We start from the raw sequence: 22,658 nt of genomic DNA, 5'->3' as shown, positions 1-22,658 counted from the left end.
GTACGTTGACTGTCATCGACGATATATCGGACGTTCCCACGCCTGACGCGAAGCTGGCGCCGCTGCTGGAAGTACGCGACCTGCACGTGGAGTTCCACACCCGTGACGGCGTCGCCAAGGCCGTGAACGGTGTCAACTACTCGGTGAACGCCGGCGAGACCCTCGCCGTGCTCGGCGAGTCGGGCTCCGGCAAGTCGGTCTCCGCGCAGGCCGTCATGGGCATCCTGGACATGCCGCCGGCCCGTATCCCCAAGGGCGAGATCCTCTTCCAGGGCCGCGACATGCTCAAGATGTCCGGCGAGGAGCGGCGGAAGATCCGCGGCCGGAAGATCGCCATGATCTTCCAGGACGCGCTGTCCTCCCTCAACCCGGTGCTGAGCGTGGGCTACCAGCTCGGCGAGATGTACCGGGTGCACCAGGGCCTGTCCCGCAAGGACGCCAAGGCCAAGGCCATCGAGCTGATGGACCGGGTGCGCATCCCGGCCGCCAGGGAGCGGGTGGGCGACTACCCGCACCAGTTCTCCGGCGGTATGCGCCAGCGCATCATGATCGCCATGGCGCTGGCCCTCGAACCCGACCTGATCATCGCCGACGAGCCGACCACGGCCCTCGACGTGACGGTCCAGGCCCAGGTCATGGAGCTCCTCGCGGAGCTGCAGGCCGAGTACAACATGGGTCTGATCCTGATCACCCACGACCTCGGCGTGGTCGCCGACGTCGCCGACAAGATCGCGGTGATGTACGCCGGCCGGATCGTCGAGGACGCCCCCGTCCACGACATCTACTCCAAGCCGGCGCACCCGTACACCAAGGGCCTGCTCCAGTCGATCCCGCGGCTGGACCAGAAGGGCCAGGAGCTGTACGCGATCAAGGGCCTGCCGCCGAACCTGACGCGTATCCCGTCGGGCTGCGCCTTCAACCCGCGCTGCCCGATGGCGCAGGACATCTGCCGTACCGACGTGCCCCAGCTGCACCCGGTCGGCACGGCGCGCGGCAGCGCCTGCCACTTCTGGAAGGAGACCCTCGGTGAGTGAGCCCACTCTCTCCAAGGACCCCGAGTCCTCGGCGGCGACCGCCGCCGAGGCCGGCGCACCCGTCGTCGAGGCGGCCGAGGCGGCTGCCGCCCAGCTCGCCGACCGCGAGCCGATCCTGCAGGTGCGGAACCTGGTCAAGCACTTCCCGCTGACCCAGGGCATCGTCGTCAAGCGGCAGATCGGTGCGGTCAAGGCCGTCGACGGCGTCTCCTTCGACCTGTACGCCGGCGAGACGCTGGGCATCGTGGGCGAGTCCGGCTGCGGCAAGTCCACCGTGGCCAAGCTGCTCATGAGCCTGGAGCAGGCCACCGCGGGCGAGGTCTTCTACAAGGGCCAGGACATCACCAAGCTGTCCGGGCGCGCGCTCAAGGCGGTCCGGCGCAACATCCAGATGGTGTTCCAGGACCCGTACACCTCGCTCAACCCGCGGATGACGGTCGGCGACATCATCGGCGAGCCCTTCGACATCCACCCCGAGGTGGCGCCCAAGGGCGACCGCCGCAAGCGGGTCGAGGAGCTGCTCGACGTCGTCGGCCTGAACCCGGAGTACATCAACCGGTACCCGCACCAGTTCTCCGGCGGCCAGCGCCAGCGCATCGGCATCGCCCGCGGCCTCGCGCTCAACCCGGAGATCATCATCTGCGACGAGCCGGTCTCGGCGCTGGACGTCTCGGTGCAGGCGCAGGTCATCAACCTGATGGAGAAGCTGCAGGACGAGTTCAACCTGTCCTACATCTTCATCGCGCACGACCTGTCCATCGTCCGGCACATCTCCGACCGCGTCGGCGTGATGTACCTGGGCAAGATCGCGGAGATCGGCTCGGACGCCGAGATCTACGAGCACCCCACCCACCCGTACACCCAGGCGCTGCTGTCCGCGGTGCCGGTGCCGGACCCCGAGGCGCGTGAGCACCGGGAGCGCATCATCCTGTCGGGCGACGTGCCCTCGCCGGCGAACCCGCCGTCCGGGTGCCGCTTCCGCACCCGCTGCTGGAAGGCGGAGGCGCGGTGCGCGGAGGAGGAGCCGCTGCTCGCGATCCCGACCCGGTTCGCCGAGGTCGACACCCCGGCCAAGCACGAGTCCGCGTGCCACTTCGCCGAGGAGAAGGACGTGGTGGGCGCGGCCTGACCGGTCCTCCACCGCAGCAGTACGAGAAGGGGCGTCCCCGCAGGGGGGCGCCCCTTCCGGCGTCCTGCCGCAGGGTGCGCGGCGCGGTGCGTCGCCCTCTGGCCAACGCATTGGCTACGCGACACGCAGGAGTAGAAGTGCGGCTTTGCCGCAATTGCTGTGTCATGGGTAACGAAGTGTCATTTGTGACCCATGAGGAGGCACGCGATGCGCGGAGCCACGCGCGTGAAGTTGGCCGTCGGCGTGACAGCCGTCGCCCTGACGGCCGCCGCCTGCGGCAGCAGCAGTGACAGCGGCGGGAGCAGCAGCTCGACGGGCGGCAGCGGCGGCGGCATCGTTCGGGCCTCCTGGGGCGACCCGCAGAACCCGCTGGAGCCGGCCAACACCAACGAGGTGCAGGGCGGCAAGGTGCTGGACATGATCTTCCGCGGCCTGAAGCAGTACAACCCGAAGACCGCTCAGGCCCAGAACATGATCGCCCAGTCGATCACGTCGTCGGACTCGCAGAACTTCGACATCAAGCTCAAGACCGGGTGGACCTTCAGCAACGGCGAGCCGGTCAACGCCGACTCCTTCATCAACGCCTGGAACTATGACACGCAGCTGAAGAACGCCCAGCTCAACGCCAGCTTCTTCAGCTACATCGACGGCTACGACAAGGTGCACCCCGACACCCCGGGAGCCAAGGCCAGCGCCACCACGCTGTCCGGCCTGACGAAGGTCTCCGACACCGAGTTCAAGGTCAAGCTCAACCAGAAGTTCGCGCTCTTCCCCGACACCCTGGGCTACGCGGCCTTCTACCCGCTTCCGCAGGCGTTCTTCACCAACCGTCAGGCGTGGCTGGCCAAGCCGATCGGCAACGGTCCGTACGAGATCTCGTCGTACACCAAGGGCTCCAAGATGGATCTGCAGAAGTGGGACGGCTACAAGGGTCCCGACCCGGCGCAGAACGGCGGGGTCGAGCTGCGGGTCTACACCGACAACAACACCGCGTACACCGACCTGCAGGCCGGCAACATCGACCTGGTCGACGACATCCCGGTCACCCAGCTGCGCAACGTCAAGAGCGACCTGGGCAACCGCTACATCAACGTGCCGGCCGGCATCATCCAGACCATCTCCTTCCCGCTGTACAGCTCGCGCTGGTCCTCGGCGAACTCCGCGAAGGTCCGGCAGGGCCTGTCGATGGCGATCAACCGCAAGGAGATCACCGACCAGATCTTCCAGCAGACCCGCACCCCCGCCAGCGACTGGACCTCCCCGGTGCTCGGCAGCGCGGGCGGCTTCAAGGAGGGGCTGTGCGGTGAGGAGTGCACCTTCAACGCGGACAAGGCCAAGCAGCTGATCGCCGAGGGCGGCGGCCTGCCCGGCGGCAAGATCACCATCTCGTACAACGCGGACACCGGCTCGCACAAGGAATGGGTCGACGCGGTCTGCAACAGCATCAACAACGCGCTGGGCAACAACACGGCGTGCGTCGGCGCCCCCGTCGGCACCTTCGCCGACTTCCGCAACCGCATCACCAGCAAGCAGCTGGACAACCCCTTCCGGGCCGGCTGGCAGATGGACTACCCGCTGATCCAGGACTTCCTGCAGCCGCAGTACTTCACCGGCGCCTCGTCGAACGACTCGCACTACAGCAACGCCAACTTCGACAAGCTGGTCAACGAGGCCAACGCCGCCTCCTCCACCTCCGACTCGGTGAGCAAGTTCCAGGACGCGGAGAAGCAGCTGGTCATCGACATGCCGGCGATCCCGCTGTGGTATCAGAACGGCAGCGCCGGCTACTCGTCCAACCTCTCGAACGTCGCGCTGAACCCGTTCAGCGTGCCCGTCTACAACGAGATCAAGGTCAAGTGACACCGCGGCCGGGAGCCGCCGCACCGGAGGAAGCACCGGCAGCGGCGGCCCCCGGCCCCCACCCTCCCCGGAACTCCCCGGAAGGCTCCGCATGGGACGCTATGTGATCCGGCGGCTGCTCCAGATGATCCCGGTGTTCATCGGCAGCACGTTCCTGATCTTCTTCATGGTCTACGCGCTCGGCGACCCGGTCGCGGCGCTCTTCGGCGACCGTGCGCCCGACCCGGCCACCGCCGCGCAGATCCGGGCCGAACTGCACCTCAACGACCCGTTGTGGAAGCAGTACCTGATCTACATGAAGAACATCTTCACCGGTGACTTCGGTACCGCCTTCAACGGGGAGTCCGTCGTCAGCCTGATGCGCAGCGCCTTCCCCGTCACCATCCGGCTGACCATCGTCGCGATCCTGTTCGAGATCATCATCGGCATCTCGCTGGGCGTGCTCACCGGCATGCGGCGCGGCAAGCCGGACGACACCGGGGTGCTGCTGCTGACGCTGGTCGTCATCTCGGTGCCGACCTTCGTCACCGGTTACGTGCTGCAGTACCTCTTCGGCGTGCAGTGGGGGTGGGTCAGCCCCTCGGTGTCGCCCGAGGCGCCCTTCAACGAGCTGATCCTGCCCGGCCTGGTGCTCGCCCTGGTGTCGCTGGCCTACGTCACCCGGCTGACCCGTACCTCGATCGCCGAGAACACCCGCGCCGACTACCTGCGCACCGCGGTCGCCAAGGGCCTGCCGCGGCACCGGATCATCATCAGGCACCTGCTGCGCAACTCGCTGATCCCGGTGGTCACCTTCATCGGCACCGACGTCGGCTTCCTGATGGGCGGTGCCATCGTCACCGAGCGGATCTTCAACATCCACGGTGTCGGCTACCAGCTCTACCAGGGCATCCTGCGCAACAACGCGCCGACCGTGGTCGGCTTCGTCACCATCCTGGTGCTGGTCTTCCTGCTCGCGAACCTGCTGGTCGACCTGCTCTACGCGGTCCTGGACCCGAGGATCCGTTATGCCTGACAGCAATCCGCTGGACCCCGAGCAGGGTCCCATCGCCCCCGGCGGCGGCTACGGGGCCGGCATGGACCTGGCGGCCTCCGACGCCGACACCCTGGAGCGCCCGCCGGGCCACGGCCAGGAACCGGGCGGGCCGGCCGGCAAGCCGCGCAGCCTGTGGTCGGACGCCTGGCGGGACCTGCGGCGGAACCCGATCTTCATCGTCTCGGTGCTGATCATCCTCTTCCTGGTCTTCATCTCGCTGTGGCCCGGCACCATCGCCACCCAGGACCCGCTGCAGGCCAACCTGCTGAAGGCGCAGGCCGGCTCCGAGCCGGGCCACCCGTTCGGCTTCGACCAGCAGGGCCGCGACGTCTACACCCGGGTGGTCTACGGTGCCCGCGCCTCGGTGACCGTCGGCGTGTGCGCGACCGCGGGGGTGGTGCTGCTCGGCAGCGTGCTGGGCGGTCTCGCCGGCTTCTTCGGCGGCTGGTGGGACGCGATCCTGTCCCGGATCAGCGACGTCTTCTTCGGCATCCCGGTGGTGCTCGGCGGCCTGGTCTTCCTGTCGGTGGTCACCAACAGCACGGTCTGGCCGGTGGTCGGCTTCATGGTGCTGCTCGGCTGGCCGCAGATCGCCCGTATCGCCCGCGGCTCGGTCATCACCGCCCGGCAGAACGACTACGTCCAGGCCGCCCGCGCCCTGGGCGCGGGCAACTCCCGGATGCTGCTGCGGCACATCGCGCCCAACGCGGTCGCCCCGGTCATCGTCGTCGGCACCATCGCGCTGGGCACCTACATCGCCCTGGAGGCCACGCTGTCCTACCTGGGCGTCGGCCTCAAACCGCCCACCGTCTCCTGGGGGATCGACATCTCCGACGCGTCCAGCCAGATCCGCAACGCCCCGCACATGCTGCTGTGGCCCGCCGGTGCGCTGAGCCTGACAGTCCTGGCGTTCATCATGCTCGGCGACGCGGTGCGCGACGCCCTCGACCCCAAGCTGCGCTGAGGAGCCCGCCGATATGGCCACAAGTGTCGAGCTGAGCACGGAAGAAGGCGGTACGGACGGCGGCCCGCTGCTCGACGTGCGCAACCTGCACGTCGAGTTCCGCACCCGGGAGGGTGTCGCCCGGGCCGTCAACGGCGTCGAGTACTCGGTCGACGCGGGGGAGACCCTCGCGGTGCTCGGCGAGTCCGGGTCCGGCAAGTCGGTCACCGCCCAGGCGATCATGGGCATCCTGGACTCGCCGCCGGGTTTCGTGACCCAGGGGAAGATCATCTTCCAGGGCCGGGACCAGCTGAAGCTGAGCACGGAGGAGCGCCGCAAGGTGCGCGGCGCCCGGATGGCGATGATCTTCCAGGACGCGCTGTCCTCGCTCAACCCGGTGCTGAACGTCGGCGAGCAGCTCGGCGAGATGTTCACCGTGCACCGCGGCATGTCCCGCAAGCAGGCCAGGGCCAAGGCGATCGAGCTGATGGAGCGGGTGCGCATCCCGGCCGCCAAGGAGCGGATCAAGAGCTATCCGCACCAGTTCTCCGGCGGTATGCGGCAGCGGGTGATGATCGCCATGGCGATGGCGCTCGAACCCGAGCTGATCATCGCGGACGAGCCCACCACCGCACTCGACGTCACCGTGCAGGCCCAGGTCATGGACCTGCTCGCGGACCTGCAGCGCGAGTACAACATGGGCCTGATCCTGATCACCCACGACCTCGGCGTGGTCGCCGACGTCGCCGACAAGATCGCGGTGATGTACGCGGGCCGGATCGTGGAGACCTCACCGGTCCACGACATCTACGCCAAGCCGGCGCACCCGTACACCAAGGGCCTGCTCGACTCGATCCCGCGCCTGGACCAGAAGGGCCAGGAGCTGTACGCCATCAAGGGCCTGCCGCCGAACCTGCTGCACATCCCGCCCGGCTGCGCCTTCAACCCGCGCTGCCCGCTGGCGCGGGACGTCTGCCGCACCGACGTCCCCCCGCTCTACCGGGTCAGCCAGGAGCGGGCCAGCGCCTGCCACTTCTGGAAGGAGGTCCTCGGTGACGACAGCGCCCCGGCCGACGACGCCTGAGCCGTCAGACCCCAAGCCCGCGGCCCGCGAGCCGATCCTGCAGGTGCGGAAACTGGTCAAGCACTTCCCGCTGACCCAGGGCATCGTCTTCAAGCGCCAGGTCGGCGCCGTCCAGGCGGTCGACGGGGTGTCCTTCGACCTCTTCCCCGGCGAGACGCTGGGCATCGTCGGCGAGTCGGGCTGCGGCAAGTCCACCGTCGCGAAGCTGCTGATGAACCTCGAAGAGCCCACGTCGGGCGAGATCATCTACCGCGGCGAGGACATCACCAAGCTGTCCGGGCGCGCGCTCAAGACCGTCCGGCGCAACATCCAGATGGTCTTCCAGGACCCCTACACCTCGCTCAACCCGCGGATGACCGTCGGCGACATCATCGGCGAGCCCTTCGACATCCACCCCGACGTCGCGCCCAAGGGCGAGCGGCGCAAGCGGGTGCAGGACCTGCTGGACGTGGTGGGGCTCAACCCGGAGTACATCAACCGGTACCCGCACCAGTTCTCCGGCGGCCAGCGGCAGCGCATCGGCATCGCCCGCGGGCTCGCGCTGCGGCCGGAGATCATCGTGGCCGACGAGCCGGTCTCGGCGCTGGACGTGTCGGTGCAGGCGCAGGTGGTCAACCTGATGGAGCGGCTGCAGGACGAGTTCACGCTGTCGTACATGTTCATCGCGCACGACCTGTCGATCGTCCGGCACATCTCCGACCGGGTCGGCGTGATGTACCTGGGCAAGATCGTGGAGATCGGCGCCGACGAGGAGATCTACTCGCACCCCACCCACCCGTACACCCAGGCGCTGCTGTCCGCGGTGCCGGTGCCCGACCCGCAGGCGCGCGAGTACCGCGAGCGGATCATCCTGCAGGGCGACGTGCCCTCGCCGGCCGACCCGCCCTCCGGCTGCCGCTTCCGCACCCGCTGCTGGAAGGCGCAGGAGCGCTGCGTCGTCGAGGAGCCGCTGCTCGCGGTGCCCGAGGTCTTCCGCGGCACCGCGGGTCCCGCCGAGCACGACTCGGCGTGCCACTTCGCAGAGGAGAAGCAGGTCGTACCGCCCGAGGAGTAGGTCCGGGTCCGTACGGCACGCGCGGCCGTACGGACCCCGGGCCGTACGGACCGCGCCGGGGCCGTTCGGCGCGGTCCGTACGGCGGCTCACACCGGACGGTCCGCGATGTCCTCCAACGCGGCGAGCGCCGGGTCCATCACGATGTCCTCGCCGCGCGCGGCGATGGTCGGCTCCTCGGGGAAGTGGCATGCGGTCAGATGCCCGTCCTCGGAACCGCCCAGCTGGATCAGCGGCGGCTCCTCCGCCGCGCACTTGTCCTGCGCCTTCCAGCAGCGGGTGCGGAAGCGGCACCCGGACGGCGGGTTGATCGGGGAGGGCACGTCACCGGCCAGCCGGATACGCTCCCGCTCGCGCTCCTCGCCCTCCAGCTCCACCTCGGGCACCGCCGACAGCAGCGCGTGGGTGTACGGGTGGCGCGGCCGCTGGTAGATCGAGTCGCGGTCGCCGACCTCGACGATCTTGCCCAGGTACATCACCGCGACGCGCTCGGAGAAGTGCCGGACGATCGCCAGGTCGTGGGCGATGAACAGGAACGCGATGCCCAGCTCGCGCTGCACCTTCTGGAGCAGGTTGACGACCTGCGCCTGGATCGACACGTCCAGCGCGGAGACCGGCTCGTCGGCCACGATCAGCTTGGGTTCCAGCGCCAGCGCCCTGGCCACCCCGATGCGCTGCCGCTGGCCGCCGGAGAACTCGTGCGGGAAGCGGTTGAAGTGCTCGGGGTTCAGGCCCACGGTCTCCAGCAGCTCGCGGACCCGCTTGTCCCGGCCGCCCGGCGGGTTGATCCCGTTGATCTCCATCGGGCCGCCGATGATCGTGCCCACCGTCTGCCGCGGGTTCAGCGACGAGTAGGGGTCCTGGAAGATCATCTGGATCTCGGACCTGACCGGTGCCAGCTGCTTGCGGTTGGCGTGCGAGATGTCCTGGCCGCGGTAGCTGATGGAGCCCGAGGTGGGTTCGAGCAGCCGGGTGATCAGCCGCCCGGTGGTGGACTTGCCGCAGCCGGACTCGCCGACCAGGCCGAAGCTCTCGCCGGCGTGTACCGCCAGGTCGATGCCGTCCACCGCCTGCACCGAGCCGACCTGCCGCTTGATCGGGAAGCCGCCCATCACCGGGAAGTACTTGGTGAGCCCGCTGACCTCCAGCAGGGTCTCGCCGGCCGGCTCCCCGGCGGCGGCCTCGGCCGGCGCCTTGGACAGTGAGATGTCGTTGCTCATGTTGATGCCTGCCCCAGTGACCGTCAGCCGAGCCGCGGCTGAATCGTCTCGATGAACACGGACCGCTTCTGCTCGTCCGTCAGATGGCACGCGGAGCCGCGTCCGTCCGGCAGCACCGGCCGCTCGGCCGAGCACCGCCCGCCGCCGACCAGGTCGGTGAAACCGCAGCGCGGATGGAAGGCGCAGCCCGGCGGTGGTGACAGCAGGCTCGGCGGTGCCCCCGGGATCGGGGTCAGCGGCTCGGTGACGTCCGACATCAGCCGGGGCATCGACCCCAGCAGGCCCCAGGTGTAAGGGTGCTGGGGCTCGTGGATCAGCTCGCGCACCGAACCGCGCTCGACCGCCTTGCCCGCGTACATCACCAGCAGGTCGTCGGCGACGTTGGACACCACGCCCAGGTCGTGGGTGATCAGGATGATCGCGGAGCCGAACTCCTGCTGCAGGTCCTTGAGCAGGTCCAGGATCTGCGCCTGCACGGTCACGTCGAGCGCGGTCGTCGGCTCGTCGGCGATCAGCAGGTCGGGGTTGCACACCAGCGCCATCGCGATCATCGCGCGCTGCCGCATGCCGCCGGAGAACTGGTGCGGGTAGTCGTCCACCCGCAGCTTGGGCTGCGGGATGCCGACCTTCTCCAGCATCTCGATGGCCCGCGCCCGGCCCTCCCGCTTGCTGACGCCGCGGTGCTTCACATACGGCTCGGCGATCTGCCGGCCCACCGTGTAGTACGGCGACAGCGCCGTGAGCGAGTCCTGGAAGATCATCGCCATCTTGTCGCCGCGCAGTCGCTCCAGGGTGCGGTTGCTCGCCCCGGTCAGCTCCTGGCCGTCCAGCACGATCTCGCCGGCGACCTCGGTCGTCCGCGGGTTGTGCAGGCCGAGCACGGTCAGGTTGGTCACCGACTTGCCGGAGCCCGACTCGCCGACGATGCCCAGCGTCTTGCCGCGCTCCAGGTCGAACGACAGCCCGTCGACGGCCTTGACGATGCCGTCCTCGGTGGAGAAGCGCACATACAGGTCGCGTACCGACAAGAACGCTTCGGGCGCGGCCGGGACGGCGTCTTCCTCCGGTTTGGTCATGGTGGTCACTGACGGTCTCCTAGGACAGGCGCACGCGCGGGTCGATGAACGCGTAGGCGGCGTCCACGATGATGTTGAACAGGACGATCAGAGCGGCGCTGAACAGCATCACGCCCATCAGCATGGGCAGATCCGTCTTGGTCACCGAGTCCAGCGCGAGCCGTCCGAGCCCGGCGAGCTGGAAGGTCCACTCGGTGATCATCGCGCCGCCCAGCAGCGACCCGAGGTCGATGCCGAGGATGGTGACGATCGGGATCAGCGAGCCGCGCCAGGCGTAGCGGAAGAAGACGTAGCGGCTGGACATGCCCTTCGCCGCCGCGGTGCGCACATGCTCCTCCTGGAGCTGCTCGATCATCGTGGAGCGCGCCATACGGGTGTAGTTCGCGGTGAAGATGATCGACAGCACACACCAGGGGATGAGCAGCCCGTTGAACCAGGCCACCGGATTGTCCGTGAACGGCACGTACTTGGGCTGGTCGAGGATGTGGTTGTTGTAGACCAGCAGGGCCAGCACGATCGGACCGACGAAGTAGATCTGCAGCGAGCTGAGCACCAGCGAAGCGGAGCTGAAGATCTTGTCGATCATGGTGCCGCGCTTCCAGGCGGCGATCATGCCGGTGCCGAGGCCGATCAGCAGGAAGACCGCCATGCCGCCGACTGCGAGCGACAGCGTCGTGGGCAGCCGGTCCATCAGGGTCGGCCAGACCGGCTCGCTGTTGGCGAAGGAGTAGCCGAAGCAGGGCGCGGGGCAGTTGCCGGCGGTGAAGCGGTGGCCGGTGAAGATCCGCACCATGTAGTGGTAGTACTGCACCGGCACCGGGTGGTCGAGGCCCAGGTTGTGGTGGATGATCTTGAGGTTGTCCGGTGTGCAGTTCTTGCCGCAGGACAGCAGCGCCGGGTCATGGGGGATGGCGAAGAAGAGGAAGAACGTGAAGGCGCTGATGAACAACAGGATGACCACAGCGCCGAGCGTCCGGCGGACGAGGAATCGAAGCATGGCGGTCGCAGCTCTCTGGGGACGGCGGCGGTGGTGGACCGGCGGGCGCCCCGGTGGGGCCGGACGGTGTCCGGCCCCACCGGGACTGCGCGCCGACGGTTACGGCTTGAGGTAGAGCTTGGTGGCGTCGATGCCGGCGGACATGTTGTTGTACACGGCACCGCCGACCTTGGAGCCGAACAGCTGCAGCTCCTTGTAGTAGACGGTCGGGACGGCGGGGATGACCTGGGTCTCGATGTAGGTGTTCAGCGCGAACCACGCCGCCTGCGCCTGCTTCGGGTCGGTCAGCGCCGAGATCCGGTCGATCTCGCTGTTGATGTGCGGGTCGTTGACGTGCGAGTAGTTCGGCGCCTGGTCGGCGATCGTGCGGCCGTCGAAGACCGGCGGGATCACCGTCAGCGCGCTGGGCCAGTCCGAGCCCCACGCCTGCGCGTACATGTCGTACGGGTTGTCGACCTTGCCGACCAGGTCGTAGTAGGTGTCGGCGGGCAGTTCCTTGCGCTGCACGTCGAAGCCGGCGGCCTTCAGGGCGGCGGCGATGGACACCGAGTACTGCTGGCCCGCCGTGCTGTTGGCGTACGCGTAGGTGATCTTGGTGTTGAGCTTGCCGGCGTCGGTGAGGATCTTCTTGGCCGCGACCTGGTCGCCGTTGGGGTTGGCGACCTTGCCCAGCGGGTCGGCCTTCTGGTAGCCGGCCAGCGCGGGGCTGATGAAGCCGCCCGCGTACTCGGCGCCGTAGGACGCACCGAGCGCCTGGAAGACGGACTTGGTCGGGATCGCCAGCGCCAGCGCCTTGCGGACGTTGATGTCGGTGAGCTTCTTCATGTTGAAGTCGATCTGGCCGACGAAGGGCTGGTAGCCGGCCACCGTCCGCTTGTAGATCGCCGGAGTGCCCACCACGGTCGGGGTGTTGTTGGTGTCGACGGTGTTGTCGAAGCTCACCGAGGTCTGGTTCTCACCCGAGTCGGACATCAGCCGCTTGGTGGAGTCCTCGTTCTGGTGGTTGAACGTGATCGCGAAGGAGTCCACGTACTGGTGCCGGGCCGAGTCGGTGTTCGGGTCCCAGTTGGGGTTCTTCACCAGGGTCATCGACTTGCCCTGGTCGAAGTTCTTGATCATGTAAGGACCGGAGGCGACCGGTGCCTTGTCGTACTTGGCCTGAGTGTCCTTCGCGGAGTCGACCACCGAGTAGCCGGGCATCGCGAACAGGTAGGGGGTGTCGCTCTGCGCCTTCGGGAAGTGGAAGACGATGGTCTTCGCGTCCGGCGTGGACAGCAGGGTGTCCGGCAGGTGCTTGCCCTTGTACGGGCCTTCGGGCAGCAGCTTGCGGTAGTCGGTGCCGGTGACGTTGGCCAGCCACTGCTGGAGGTACACCGGGCCGTTGGTCGCGAACGGGGCGAACGTGCGCTCCACTGACCAGCGGATGTCCTTGGACGTGATCGGCGTACCGTCCTGGAACTTGATGCCGTCCTTGAGGTGGTACGTCCACGTCTTGCCGCCGTCGGACTCCTCGCCGCTGTTGGTGGCGAGGTCGCCGACCACGGTGTAGGTGCCCTTGTTGTCCAGCTTGTACGTCGTCAGGCCGCGGTGGATCAGGGTCGCCAGCTGGCCCTCGTTCGACACGTAGATCTGTGCCGGGTCCAGGTGGGTGTAGCTGTCGCGCTCCAGCACGTTCATCGTGCCGCCGCTCACCGCGCCCGGGACGGGCTCGGCCGGACCCTTCGATGCGGCGTCGTCACCGAAGGTGATCTGCGCGGCCAGCTGCTGGGCGCTCTTGCTCTGCTTCGCCCTGGCGTCCTTGTTCTCGACGTCCTTGCCGCCCCCGCCCCCGCCACTGCTGCATGCGGTCAGGACCAGCGCGCCGGCGGCGACCGCCACCAATGCGGCCCGGGTTCTACGCACGTAGAGTCTCATATCGGTTCTTGCACCCCTGTCCGTTGATGCTGTGAGCTGCCTGAATCGGCCCGGTGCGGGGCGACGCCGCCCCCACAACGGTGTCGCTAACGTGCGGCCTTCGGGTCGAATGCGTCCCGGACCGAATCCCCGAGGAGGTTGAACGCGACGATGAAGATCACCATCGCGATACCCGGGAAGAACATGTAGGTGAGGTCGTTCTGGTAGATCTCGCCGCCGATCGCGAACATCCGTCCCCAGTCGGGCGTCGGCTCCACGAGCCCGACGCCGAGGAAGGACAGTCCTGCTTCCGCGGTCACGAAGGTCGGCAGCATCAGCGTGCTCTGCACGAGGATCGGCGTCACCAGGTTCGGCAGCAGCTCACGGCGGACGATCCGCCATGACGACGCGCCGGTCACCCGGGCGGCCTCGATGAACTCCCGCTCACGCAGGCTCAGTACCTGGCCGCGCAGCAGTCGGGACAGACCCATCCAGCCGAGGAACCACTGCACCGTGATCAGCGCCACCACCCGCAGATACGTCGGCGTCTCGTCGACCGGGCTCACGAAGACCGCGGTGACCACCGGCATGACGGCGACGAAGAACAGCTGCGCGGGGAAGGCCATCAGCAGGTCGGTGATCCGGCCGACGAAGTAGTCCACCTTGCCGCCGAGATAGCCGGCCGAGATGCCCAGCAGGATCGCGGTGATCGTCACGGCGATCGTCACCGCGAGCGCGATGCCCAGCGAGGTGCGGATGCCGTAGATCAGCTGGGTGAACACGTCCCGCCCGAGGTTCGGCTCGATGCCGAACCAGAACCGGCCGCTCACCCCGCCGTTGGGCGCGATCGGATAGCCGAATTCGTTGAGCAGGCCCGGCTCGTTCTGGCCGTAGAGCGTGTACGGGCTCTTGCCGTACAGCTTCGCTATGACCGGCGCGAGGATCGCGACCACGAAGAAGAAACCGACCACGTAGGCCGAAATGACCCCGGTGCGGTCCCGCTTGAACCGCAGCCACATCAACTGCCCCGGTGAACGGCCGACGAGCTCGGCCGCGACCTCGGGGTCGGCGGAACTGATCTCGCCCGGCTCGCCGGGCGGACCGGAGACCGTGGTCTCGGTGGAACTCGTCATCGCGATAGCCCCCGCAGCTGGATTGGGACGGCGCGACGGGCTGGACGCGTCGCGAGTTGCCCGGACTGTCGCAATGAAAGCAAGTTCCAGTCAAGAGGGCGCGGAGGGAAGAAAGCGTGATCGACTGCATCTTGAGCGAAGATTGAGCAGATCGTCCTCCGGATGTGCTTGACAGCCTCCGGCTCGGGTGGGCATGTCGGACTTATCCGGACCAACTGCGTTAACACGGGGGCAACTTGGCCGTCGTATGCCCGATATACGGACCGCGGGTCTTGCAGTCCGTACGCCCGGGTCGGCGTGCCTCGTCGCCGGACCTTCCCCGGGTGGCTGGTTGCGTGCGCAGTTCTCCCGGGCACCCGGGCGTGCCCTCTTCCGACGAGGGCGGGCGTTTTTCAGGGGGCTGGGGTTACCCCAGGTGAAGCTCCGGCGGGGGTACCCCCAGGTGGAGCTCTGGGGGAGGAACCGCGCGACCACCCACAACGCACTGGGGGTGCGAGGTCACCGCAAGTGGCGCCCCCCGAGGCGGAGGGTCAGGCCCTCGTGGCGAGCGAGCGGTGGAGGAAGTCGACCTGGAGGAGGAGCAGGTTCTCTGCGACCTGCTCCTGGGGGGTCATGTGGGTGATGCCGCCCGAGAGGGGGAGCACCTCGTGCGGGCGGCCGGCCGCGAGCAGAGCCGTGGACAGCCGCAGCGCGTTCGCCACCAGGACGTTGTCATCGGCGAAGCCGTGAACGATCATCAGCGGCCGGGCCGGCTCGGCGAGTTCGGGAATCCCGTCGGCGGTGACCACCGAGTTGCGGTCGTAGGCCGCGGCCTGCTCGTCCGGGTGCCCGAGATACCGCTCGGTGTAGTGCGTGTCGTACAGCCGCTGGTCGGTCAGCGGAGCGCCGGCGACACCCGCGTGGAAGACGTCGGGCCGCCGCAGCACCGCCAGTGCGGCCAGGGTGCCGCCGAAGGACCAGCCGCGGATCGCGACCCGGCCGAGGTCGAGCGGGAAGGTCTCCGCCAGCGCGTGCAGCGCGTCGATCTGGTCGTCGAGCACCACCTCGGCGAGCCGTCCGCCGGCGATGCCCTTCTCCCACTCGGGGGAGCGGCCCGGTGTCCCGCGGCCGTCCGCGACGACCACCGCGAAGCCCTGGTCGGCGAACCACTGCGAGACCAGGTGCGGGTTGTGCGCGGCCACCACACGCTGGCCGTGCGGACCCCCGTAAGGGTCCATCAGCACCGGGAGCGGGTCGTCGCCTTCGGTGTAACCGGTGGGCAGCAGCACCGCGCAGGGGATGCCGCGCTTGCCCGCCTCGGTCAGCCGCACCCGGGCGGTGAGCGAGGGGGTCTCCGCGTGCGACGCCACCTCCGCGACGAGGCGCCCCGAGCGCAGCACCCGGACTCTCGCGCCGGGCCTGTCGGGCACCGCGGAGACCAGGACCGTGACCTCGCCCGCCCGCACCGCGGAGTGCACGCCGGGCTCCTGCGTGACCCGGACCGGGCCGTCGGCGGTCACCCGGTGGACGTGGATCTGCCCCGTCTCCGGGTCGGCCGCGTCCGGTCCCGCCGAGGCGCTGACCAGGATGTCGTCGCCGCCCGCGTCCAGCAACGCGCGCACGTGCAACTCGCGTCCGGTGAGCGCTTCCTGACCGGCCATCAGCACCCGCGCGCCGTCCACCTCGGCGATCCGCAGCAGCGTTCCGTCGGGCCGCAGGGCCGGCACGCCGGGGAAAAGATCAAGCCAAATTCGATCTTCCTCGACGACCGCGGTGCTCGTCGCACCGGTCGCCGGGTCCACCGTCAGGTAGTGCTGGGTGCGCTGGTCGCGCGCCTGGACCAGCAGCACCGGCGGTCCCGCCGCCGTCCAGTGCACCGCCGCCAGGTACGGGAAGCGCTCCCGGTCCCACGTCACGTCCCGCCGGCTGCCGTCGAGGCCCAGCAGGGCGAGCGAGACCTCCGCGTTGGGCGTGCCCGCCGCCGGATAGGCGACCTCGACCGGGGCCTGCTCGGGCCGCGCGGGCTCGGAGATCCAGCGCCGCCGCACCCCCGACTCGTCGACCCTGGCGGCCAGCAGCGCCGAGCCGTCCGGCGCCCACCAGAAGCCGCGGGAGCGGCCCATCTCCTCGGCCGCGATGAACTCCGCCAGCCCCCACGTCACCTGCTCGCCGTCCGTCTCGGCCAGCGCCCGCTCGTCGCTGCCGTCCGCCGCGACCACCCGCAGCGCGCCGCCCGCCGTGTACGCCACCCAGCGGCCGTCCGGCGAGGGCCGCGGGTCCACCACGGGACCCGGCACCGCCAACTCGCGGGCACCGCCGCCGTCCGGCAGCAGCGAGGCCGTGAACAGCCGCCCGGACAGCGCGAAGGCGGCGACCGCCACCGCGCTGTCCACCGCGTAGGCCACCACGCCCGCCGAGCCCTCCCGGCTGCGCTCCCTGCGGGCCTTCTCGGCCGCCGGCAGGTCCTCCTGCGAGCCGCCGAGCAGCGCCACCGGGTCGGCCGCGACGCGTTCGTGCGCCTCCCCCTCGTCCCCCTCGTCCCCCGCGCCCTCCGCCGGCAGGTCCAGCACCCACAGCAGTTGGGCGGTGTCCGTACCGGACCGCGACCGCAGGAACGCCACTCGCCCGCCCCCGGGCGCGACGGCGAAGGACCGCGGCGCCCCGAGGGTGAACCGCTGCGTCCGTGCGTGCTGCCGCGGGAATGAGAGGTACGTCATACCCGGCACAGTAGGGGGTGCCACTGACAACCGCCTCCGAATAACCGCCGGACGGCCCCGAGAGCCCCCCGACCAGCGCAGCAGCACCCCGGGTCGAATTCACGCCCACGTCCCGCGGTGGCCGGATCTGGTCATGCGCCCCCGCGTGCTTCCGTGCTCCGACATATGCGGTGGCACGGAAAGTTATGATCCGTTGCCGTGGGTGGGTAATAAGCATGTGGCAACTGACATGAACCCTGCGTACCTGGAGGTGAGCCGCTGTGGCACTCTCGATTTCGGCGGTGCTGCTGCTGCTGATCATCGTGGTCCTGCTGATCCGCAGGTCCGGCTTGAAGACCGGCCATGCCATCGCCTGTACTCTCCTGGGCTTCTACCTGGCGAGTTCCTCATGGGCGCCACAGATCACCGACCTGACCAACAACGTCGCCGGAATGATCTCCGACATCAAGTTCTGAGCGCCGCAGGCGGGGGCCGTAGGCTTTCGCCATGACCGACCGACCCACCCCGCCCGAACGACCCGCGCGCCGGCTGCTGCTCGTCCACGCCCACCCGGACGACGAGACGATCAACAACGGCGCCACCATGGCGAAGTACGCGGCGGAAGGTGCCCTCGTCACCCTCGTCACCTGCACGCTCGGCGAGGAGGGCGAGGTCATCCCGGCGGAGCTGGCGCACCTGGCATCCGACCGGGACGACACCCTGGGCGAGCACCGGATCGGGGAGCTGGCGGCGGCCATGGCGGAGCTGGGGGTCGCCGACCACCGCTTCCTCGGCGGCGCGGGCCGCTACCGCGACTCCGGCATGATGGGCGTCGCGCAGAACGAGGTGCCGGACTGCTTCTGGCAGGCCGACCTCGACGAGGCGGCGGGCCACCTGGCCGAGGTCATCATGGACGTACGCCCGCAGGCGCTCGTCACCTACGACGACAACGGCGGCTACGGCCACCCCGACCACATCCAGGCCCACCGGGTCGCCCTGCGCGGCTACGAACTGGCCGCCGGCCAGGGGCACCGGGTGGACCGGGTCTTCGAGATCTGCACCCCGCGCTCCGTGGTCGAGGAGGGCTTCGCGCGGCTCGCGGCGGCCGGCAAGGACTTCCCCTTCGAGGGCGTCGCCAGCCCGGACGACGTGCCGGGCGTGATCGACGACGAGTTGGTCAGCGTGGCGATCGACGGCAGCGCGTACGCCGACAGGAAGACCGCGGCGATGCGCGCGCACGCCAGCCAGATCGCCGTGGACGGCCCCTTCTTCGCGCTGTCCAACGACCTCGGGCAGCCGTTCCTCGCGACCGAGTGCTACCGGCAGGTGCGCGGCGACGCACTCGGCGGCGACGGCCGCGCCGACGACCTCTTCCCCACCGACGGGAGCGCGTCGTGACCACCCCGATCACCCTCGGCCGCATCCTGGGCTACCTGGGCCTCGCCGTGCTCGGCGCCCTCGTCGCGCTGGCCGGGGCGCTCGTCCAGGCCGGACTGTTCCCCGGCGGGCTGCTGCTGGCCCTCGCGGGCTGCGCGGCCCTCTTCTACGGCGGCCTCAAGGCCACCGGGAGCCGGGTCGGCGTGGCGGTGCCCGCGGCCTTCTGGCTGATCTCCGTGCTGCTGCTCAGCTCCACCCGTCCCGAGGGCGACTTCCTCTTCGCGGCGGGCGCGGGAGCCTACGTCTATCTCCTCGGCGGCGCCATGTCCGCGGTGATCTGCGCCACTCTGCCCCAACTGACCTCTTCCGGGGCGAATAGCGCCTGACTTGGCGGGCAGGGGCGAGCACATGGTTGGCTGAGCGCGAGCGTTCCGACCGACCAGGGTCGCGGCCACCGGCAGCTCGGTATGGTGGGGCCGCCGGCGAGCCGCAAGCGGAGAACAGTGTCGGGCGGCGAAGCTAACCGGGAGATCCTGCTTTGAGTCGTGAAACAGACAGTTCGTCCTCCGGTCCCCAGGGCCGCGGCGGTGCCGCGTACCCCTCGGGGACCCCGCCGTACGGCAGCCGACCCTTCCCCTCACTGCACCCGCAGGAGCGGGCGGGCGCGCCGGACGACGGCGCCGAGGAGGCGGCCGCGGCCGCCGCTCCCGCGGCGGACGAGCCCAGGACCGAGACGACGCTGACGACCCGGATCCGCATCAACATCCCGGGCTCGCGCCCGATCCCGCCGGTCGTCGTCCGCACCACGGTCGACGACGCCGGGGCTGCCGCCGCCGCGGCGGAGTCCCCCGCGCCGGCCCCGGCCGCACCCGAGCCGGAGGCTCCGGCCGAGCCGGAGCCGGAGAAGACCAGCGACTGGTTCGCCCCGCGCAAGCCGTCGGCCGCGCCGCCCCCCTCCTCCCCGCTGCCGGCCGCGTCGCCCTACGGGCGCGACGAGTCGACCGGCGGGATGCCGCTGCCCTTCGGCGAGGGCGGTGCGCCCAGCGGTGCGCCCGCCTCGCCTTACGGGCAGGACGACTCCACGGGCGGGATGCCGCTGCCCTTCGGTGAGGGCGGTGTCCCCAGCGGTGCGCCCGCGTCGCCTTACGGGCAGGACGAGTCGACCGGTGGCATGCCGCTGCCGTTCGGTGAGAACGGTGCGCCCTTGGGGCAGGACGAGGCGACGGGCAACGCGCCGCTGCCCGTACGGAATCCCGGCGCCGGCAGAGCGGCGCCCACGAGCGGCAGCTCGACCCCCGGGTCGCTGTTCGGAGTCGCGCCGGGGGAGTCGACGGCCGAAACGCCGTACCTGCCGCCGCCGGTCGGCTCCGCGCCCGGTGAGGGCGAGGCCGCGCGCGGCCCGCACGACACCCCGGCGGGCGGCTTCGCCACCCCCTTCGCGAACGAGGCGCCGCCCTTCGGCGCCGGCTCGCCCTTCGACACCGGAGCCACGCCCCAGGCCTCGGCCGAGGCGCCGCCCTTCGGCGCGGGTTCGCCCTTCGACACCGGCGCGACGCCCGCCGTGGACGGCGGCCGCTCGCCGTACGACACCGGGTCGCAGCCGTTCGGGACCGCCGACTTCCCGCCGGGGGTGCCGCGGCCCAGCGAGCAGCCCTTCCCGGGCGGCGAGGGCGCCCCTGCCGCGCCGTACGGCCCGACCGCGGGTCCCGCGACCGGCTCCATGAACGTCCCGCCGCTCACTCCGGAGGCGGTCCAGCCGCCGACCGGGCCGAACGGTTTCCGCCCGCCCGCGCCCCGCGGCGGGAGCGCCCCCGTCTCCGGCGACACCCTGGTCAGCGGTATCCCCACGGTGCCGTCCGGCGAGTCCCGCCCGCCCCGGCAGGCGCCGCCGCGGGCCAACGCGCCCGTCCCCGGCACCGCGCCGGTGCCGCCGCCCGCGCCCGCCCCGGCCCGTACCGCGCCCGCGGCCAAGCCGGCCGCGCCGGCCGCCGCCAAACCGGCGAAGAAGAAGGGCCGCTCCAAGCCGGTGCTGCTCGGCGTCGCCGTCGGCGGCGTCCTGGTCGTGGCCTACGGGGCCGGCCTGCTGATGAACCACGCCGACGTCCCCAAGGGCACCACCGTGCTCGGCGTGGACATCGGCAACCAGAACCGCGACGCGGCCGTCAAGATGCTCGACACCGCGCTCGGCAACCGCGCCACCGCCCCGATCGAGCTCACCGTCGGCGGCAAGAAGCAGGTCCTCAAGCCGTCGGTCGCGGGCCTGTCCATCGACACGGACGCGACCGTGCGGGAAGTCGCGCACGCCGACTACAACCCGGTCTCGGTGATCGGCTCGCTGTTCGGCGGCAGCCGCACCTCCGACCCGGTCTTCGTCGTCGACGAGGACAAGCTCAAGGCCGCGCTCCAGACGCTGGCCGGCTCGGGCAGCAGCGGCACCGACGCGATGGTCCGCTTCGAGGACGGCAAGGCGGTCGGCGTGCCCGGAACGCCGCGCAGGACGCTGGACGTGGTCGCCGCGACCGCGCAGGTCGAGGCGGCCTACCGCACGCGGGTGGAGACCGGCACCGACGCGCCGGTGGCGCTCAACGCCACCACCGTCCCGCCGAAGGTCTCGCAGGCCGAGCTGGACAAGGCCGTCAACGGCTTCGGCAAGACGGCGATGTCGGGCAAGGTCACGGTGCGGTCGGACGCGGCCCACAGCATCCCCTTCAAGACGACGGTGCCGCAGTTCCTGACGATGGTGTCCACCCCCGACGGCAAGCTCACCCCGCACATCGACCTGAAGGTCCTCAAGGGCCTGTACGGCAGCAAGTTCGACGGCGTGCTGCTCAAGCGCTCCGACGGCTCCAAGACACCGGTCACCCCGCAGGACGTCGCCACGGCCCTGATCAAGGCCCTCGGCGCCCCCGACGCCGCGGACCGCACGGTCACCCTCCCGAACGTGGTGTAGCCCCCACGACGGCCGTGGACAGCGGGACCGTCGCGCGGAGGGTGAAGCCGCCGTCGCCCGCGCGGTCGGTGGTGAGGGTGCCGCCGGCCAGGGCGAGGCGTTCGGCCAGGCCCGTGAGGCCGTTGCCCCGGGCGGGGGCCGCGCCGGCCGGCCCCCGGCCGTCGTCCGAGACGGTCAGCACGGCCTGGCCGGCCGCCGGGTCCAGCGTCACCGCGCACACGCACAGGGCGGCGCCGCTGTGGCGTACGACGTTGGTCGCGGCCTCCCGCAGCGCCCAGGCCAGCGCGCCCTCCGCGTCGCGGTCCAGGCCGGGCAGCAGGTCCGGGACGTGGACCCGTACCGCCACCCCCGCGCTGGCCAGCGCCCCGCGGGCGGCCGCGGCCTCGCCGGCCAGCGTGGGCCTGCGGTAGCCGCTGACCGCCTTGCGCACGTCGACCAGCGCCTGCCTGCTGACCTGCTCGATGTCCGCGACCTGCCGCGCCGCGTCCTCGGGGCGGGCCGGCAGCATCCGCCCGGCCAGCTCGCTCTTGAGCGTGATCAGGGACAGCGAGTGCCCGAGCAGGTCGTGCAGGTCCCTGGCCAGCCGCAGCCGCTCCTCGGTCGCGGCCAGCTGCGCGACCGTACGCCGGGCCTCCCGCAACTCCCGCATGGTCCGGACGAGTTGCGTGACGCCGAGCATCGAGAAGCCGCCCAGCAGCGCGGGCACCACCAGCGACGGGTACAGCTCGGCCTGCCGGTCCACGCACCCCCCGAGGCCGGCCAGCGCCGCGGTCACCCCGGGCACCGCCCAGCGGGCCTGGGCGGGCGGCAGCGCGGCCCCGCAGGAGACCGCCACGTACACGAAGAGCACCAGCCAGTCCCTGCCGAGCCCCGCCGTCAGGCCGAAGGACAGTGCGAGCTGTACGCCGATGGCCGCGTAGACCCACCGCTGCGCCCGCTCGCCGCCCGGGGTCGGCGTGAAGACCACGGCCAGGTAGACCAGGACGAAGGCGGTCAGGCCGGCGCCCGCCAGGATCGAGACGGCCACCGAGTACCGGCCGCCGAAGAGGTCGCTGACCGGTGAGGCCAGGTACAGCAGCCACACGCCGATCCACAGCAGCCTGACCAGCACCTGCTTGCGGCCCTCGGGCGCCGGCCCGGCGGCCCCGGCGGCCGCCGGGGCCGCGGCCTCGTACCGCGGCGTCATCGCGTCGACGCTC

18 protein-coding genes are annotated in these 22,658 nt (G+C 70.4%); 11 read left to right on the top strand and 7 right to left on the bottom strand.

What is annotated here, in order from left to right; genetic code table 11:
* The first annotated feature begins 5 nt into the window (after positions 1–5).
* The 7 genes from NFU81_RS25025 (at position 6) to NFU81_RS24995 (ending at position 8,140) form a co-directional block, all read left to right on the top strand.
* Positions 6–1,034, top strand: coding sequence for an ABC transporter ATP-binding protein (locus NFU81_RS25025; protein WP_251493856.1), 1,029 nt, complete (start codon positions 6–8; stop codon positions 1,032–1,034).
* Positions 1,027–2,163 carry an ABC transporter ATP-binding protein gene (locus tag NFU81_RS25020; protein WP_274038129.1) on the top strand — a complete coding sequence of 379 codons (1,137 nt, stop codon included), beginning with the start codon at positions 1,027–1,029 and terminating at the stop codon, positions 2,161–2,163. The genes NFU81_RS25025 and NFU81_RS25020 overlap by 8 nt, the downstream gene beginning before the upstream one ends.
* 207 nt (positions 2,164–2,370) lie before the next feature.
* Positions 2,371–4,023, top strand: a complete 1,653-nt coding sequence (locus tag NFU81_RS25015) for a peptide ABC transporter substrate-binding protein (protein ID WP_251493853.1) — start codon at positions 2,371–2,373, stop codon at positions 4,021–4,023.
* Between the two features lie 91 nt (positions 4,024–4,114).
* On the top strand, positions 4,115–5,038 hold the full coding sequence (locus NFU81_RS25010; RefSeq protein WP_251493851.1) for an ABC transporter permease: 924 nt from the start codon (positions 4,115–4,117) through the stop codon (positions 5,036–5,038).
* Positions 5,031–6,023: an ABC transporter permease gene (locus NFU81_RS25005; RefSeq protein ID WP_251493848.1), complete on the top strand. Its 993-nt coding sequence runs from the start codon at positions 5,031–5,033 to the stop codon at positions 6,021–6,023. Before NFU81_RS25010 ends, NFU81_RS25005 begins: the two co-directional genes overlap by 8 nt.
* Before the next feature lie 13 nt (positions 6,024–6,036).
* Positions 6,037–7,086 carry an ABC transporter ATP-binding protein gene (locus NFU81_RS25000; protein ID WP_251493845.1) on the top strand — a complete coding sequence of 350 codons (1,050 nt, stop codon included), beginning with the start codon at positions 6,037–6,039 and terminating at the stop codon, positions 7,084–7,086.
* Entirely contained in the window at positions 7,055–8,140 is a 1,086-nt protein-coding gene (locus tag NFU81_RS24995) for an ABC transporter ATP-binding protein (RefSeq protein WP_274038128.1), read from the top strand. Before NFU81_RS25000 ends, NFU81_RS24995 begins: the two co-directional genes overlap by 32 nt.
* 87 nt (positions 8,141–8,227) lie before the next feature.
* Here the strand turns inward: NFU81_RS24995 and NFU81_RS24990 are convergent, their stop codons facing one another.
* From NFU81_RS24990 to NFU81_RS24965, 6 genes are all read right to left on the bottom strand, one after another.
* Positions 8,228–9,358 (bottom strand): ABC transporter ATP-binding protein, encoded by a 1,131-nt coding sequence (locus NFU81_RS24990; protein ID WP_251493843.1) that lies wholly within the window; start codon positions 9,356–9,358, stop codon positions 8,228–8,230.
* Between the two features lie 23 nt (positions 9,359–9,381).
* Positions 9,382–10,443 carry an ABC transporter ATP-binding protein gene (locus NFU81_RS24985; protein WP_251493840.1) on the bottom strand — a complete coding sequence of 354 codons (1,062 nt, stop codon included), beginning with the start codon at positions 10,441–10,443 and terminating at the stop codon, positions 9,382–9,384.
* A 10-nt stretch (positions 10,444–10,453) separates the two neighbouring features.
* Positions 10,454–11,431, bottom strand: a complete 978-nt coding sequence (locus NFU81_RS24980) for an ABC transporter permease (protein ID WP_251493837.1) — start codon at positions 11,429–11,431, stop codon at positions 10,454–10,456.
* 99 nt (positions 11,432–11,530) lie between these two features.
* Positions 11,531–13,333, bottom strand: coding sequence for an ABC transporter substrate-binding protein (locus tag NFU81_RS24975; protein WP_308208320.1), 1,803 nt, complete (start codon positions 13,331–13,333; stop codon positions 11,531–11,533).
* Between the two features lie 98 nt (positions 13,334–13,431).
* Positions 13,432–14,457, bottom strand: a complete 1,026-nt coding sequence (locus tag NFU81_RS24970) for an ABC transporter permease (protein ID WP_251493831.1) — start codon at positions 14,455–14,457, stop codon at positions 13,432–13,434.
* 530 nt (positions 14,458–14,987) lie between these two features.
* The gene (locus NFU81_RS24965) at positions 14,988–17,153 is read right to left on the bottom strand and encodes a prolyl oligopeptidase family serine peptidase (RefSeq protein ID WP_251493828.1); all 2,166 of its coding nucleotides are present in this window, start codon (positions 17,151–17,153) and stop codon (positions 14,988–14,990) included.
* Positions 17,154–17,413: 260 nt separating this feature from the next.
* On the opposite strand from NFU81_RS24965, the gene NFU81_RS24960 reads away from it, so the two are divergent.
* The 4 genes from NFU81_RS24960 to NFU81_RS24945 all read left to right on the top strand — a co-directional run bounded on the left by NFU81_RS24960 (position 17,414) and on the right by NFU81_RS24945 (position 21,459).
* Positions 17,414–17,608, top strand: coding sequence for a hypothetical protein (locus tag NFU81_RS24960; protein ID WP_073493011.1), 195 nt, complete (start codon positions 17,414–17,416; stop codon positions 17,606–17,608).
* A 31-nt stretch (positions 17,609–17,639) separates the two neighbouring features.
* Positions 17,640–18,530 carry an N-acetyl-1-D-myo-inositol-2-amino-2-deoxy-alpha-D-glucopyranoside deacetylase gene (gene mshB / locus NFU81_RS24955; RefSeq protein ID WP_251493825.1) on the top strand — a complete coding sequence of 297 codons (891 nt, stop codon included), beginning with the start codon at positions 17,640–17,642 and terminating at the stop codon, positions 18,528–18,530.
* Entirely contained in the window at positions 18,527–18,895 is a 369-nt protein-coding gene (locus NFU81_RS24950) for a DUF6113 family protein (RefSeq protein WP_251493822.1), read from the top strand. The genes mshB and NFU81_RS24950 overlap by 4 nt, the downstream gene beginning before the upstream one ends.
* 152 nt (positions 18,896–19,047) lie before the next feature.
* Positions 19,048–21,459 carry a hypothetical protein gene (locus NFU81_RS24945; RefSeq protein WP_251493819.1) on the top strand — a complete coding sequence of 804 codons (2,412 nt, stop codon included), beginning with the start codon at positions 19,048–19,050 and terminating at the stop codon, positions 21,457–21,459.
* Here the strand turns inward: NFU81_RS24945 and NFU81_RS24940 are convergent.
* On the bottom strand, positions 21,437–22,645 hold the full coding sequence (locus NFU81_RS24940; protein WP_422665281.1) for a sensor histidine kinase: 1,209 nt from the start codon (positions 22,643–22,645) through the stop codon (positions 21,437–21,439). The two genes, NFU81_RS24945 and NFU81_RS24940, sit on opposite strands and share 23 nt — an antisense overlap.
* Positions 22,646–22,658: the final 13 nt, after the last annotated feature.

Source organism: Actinacidiphila cocklensis, from assembly GCF_907177275.1.
Classification (GTDB): domain Bacteria; phylum Actinomycetota; class Actinomycetes; order Streptomycetales; family Streptomycetaceae; genus Actinacidiphila; species Actinacidiphila cocklensis.
The sequence above is the reverse complement of the archived record's forward strand: the minus strand, read 5'-3'. Positions and strand labels throughout refer to the sequence as shown.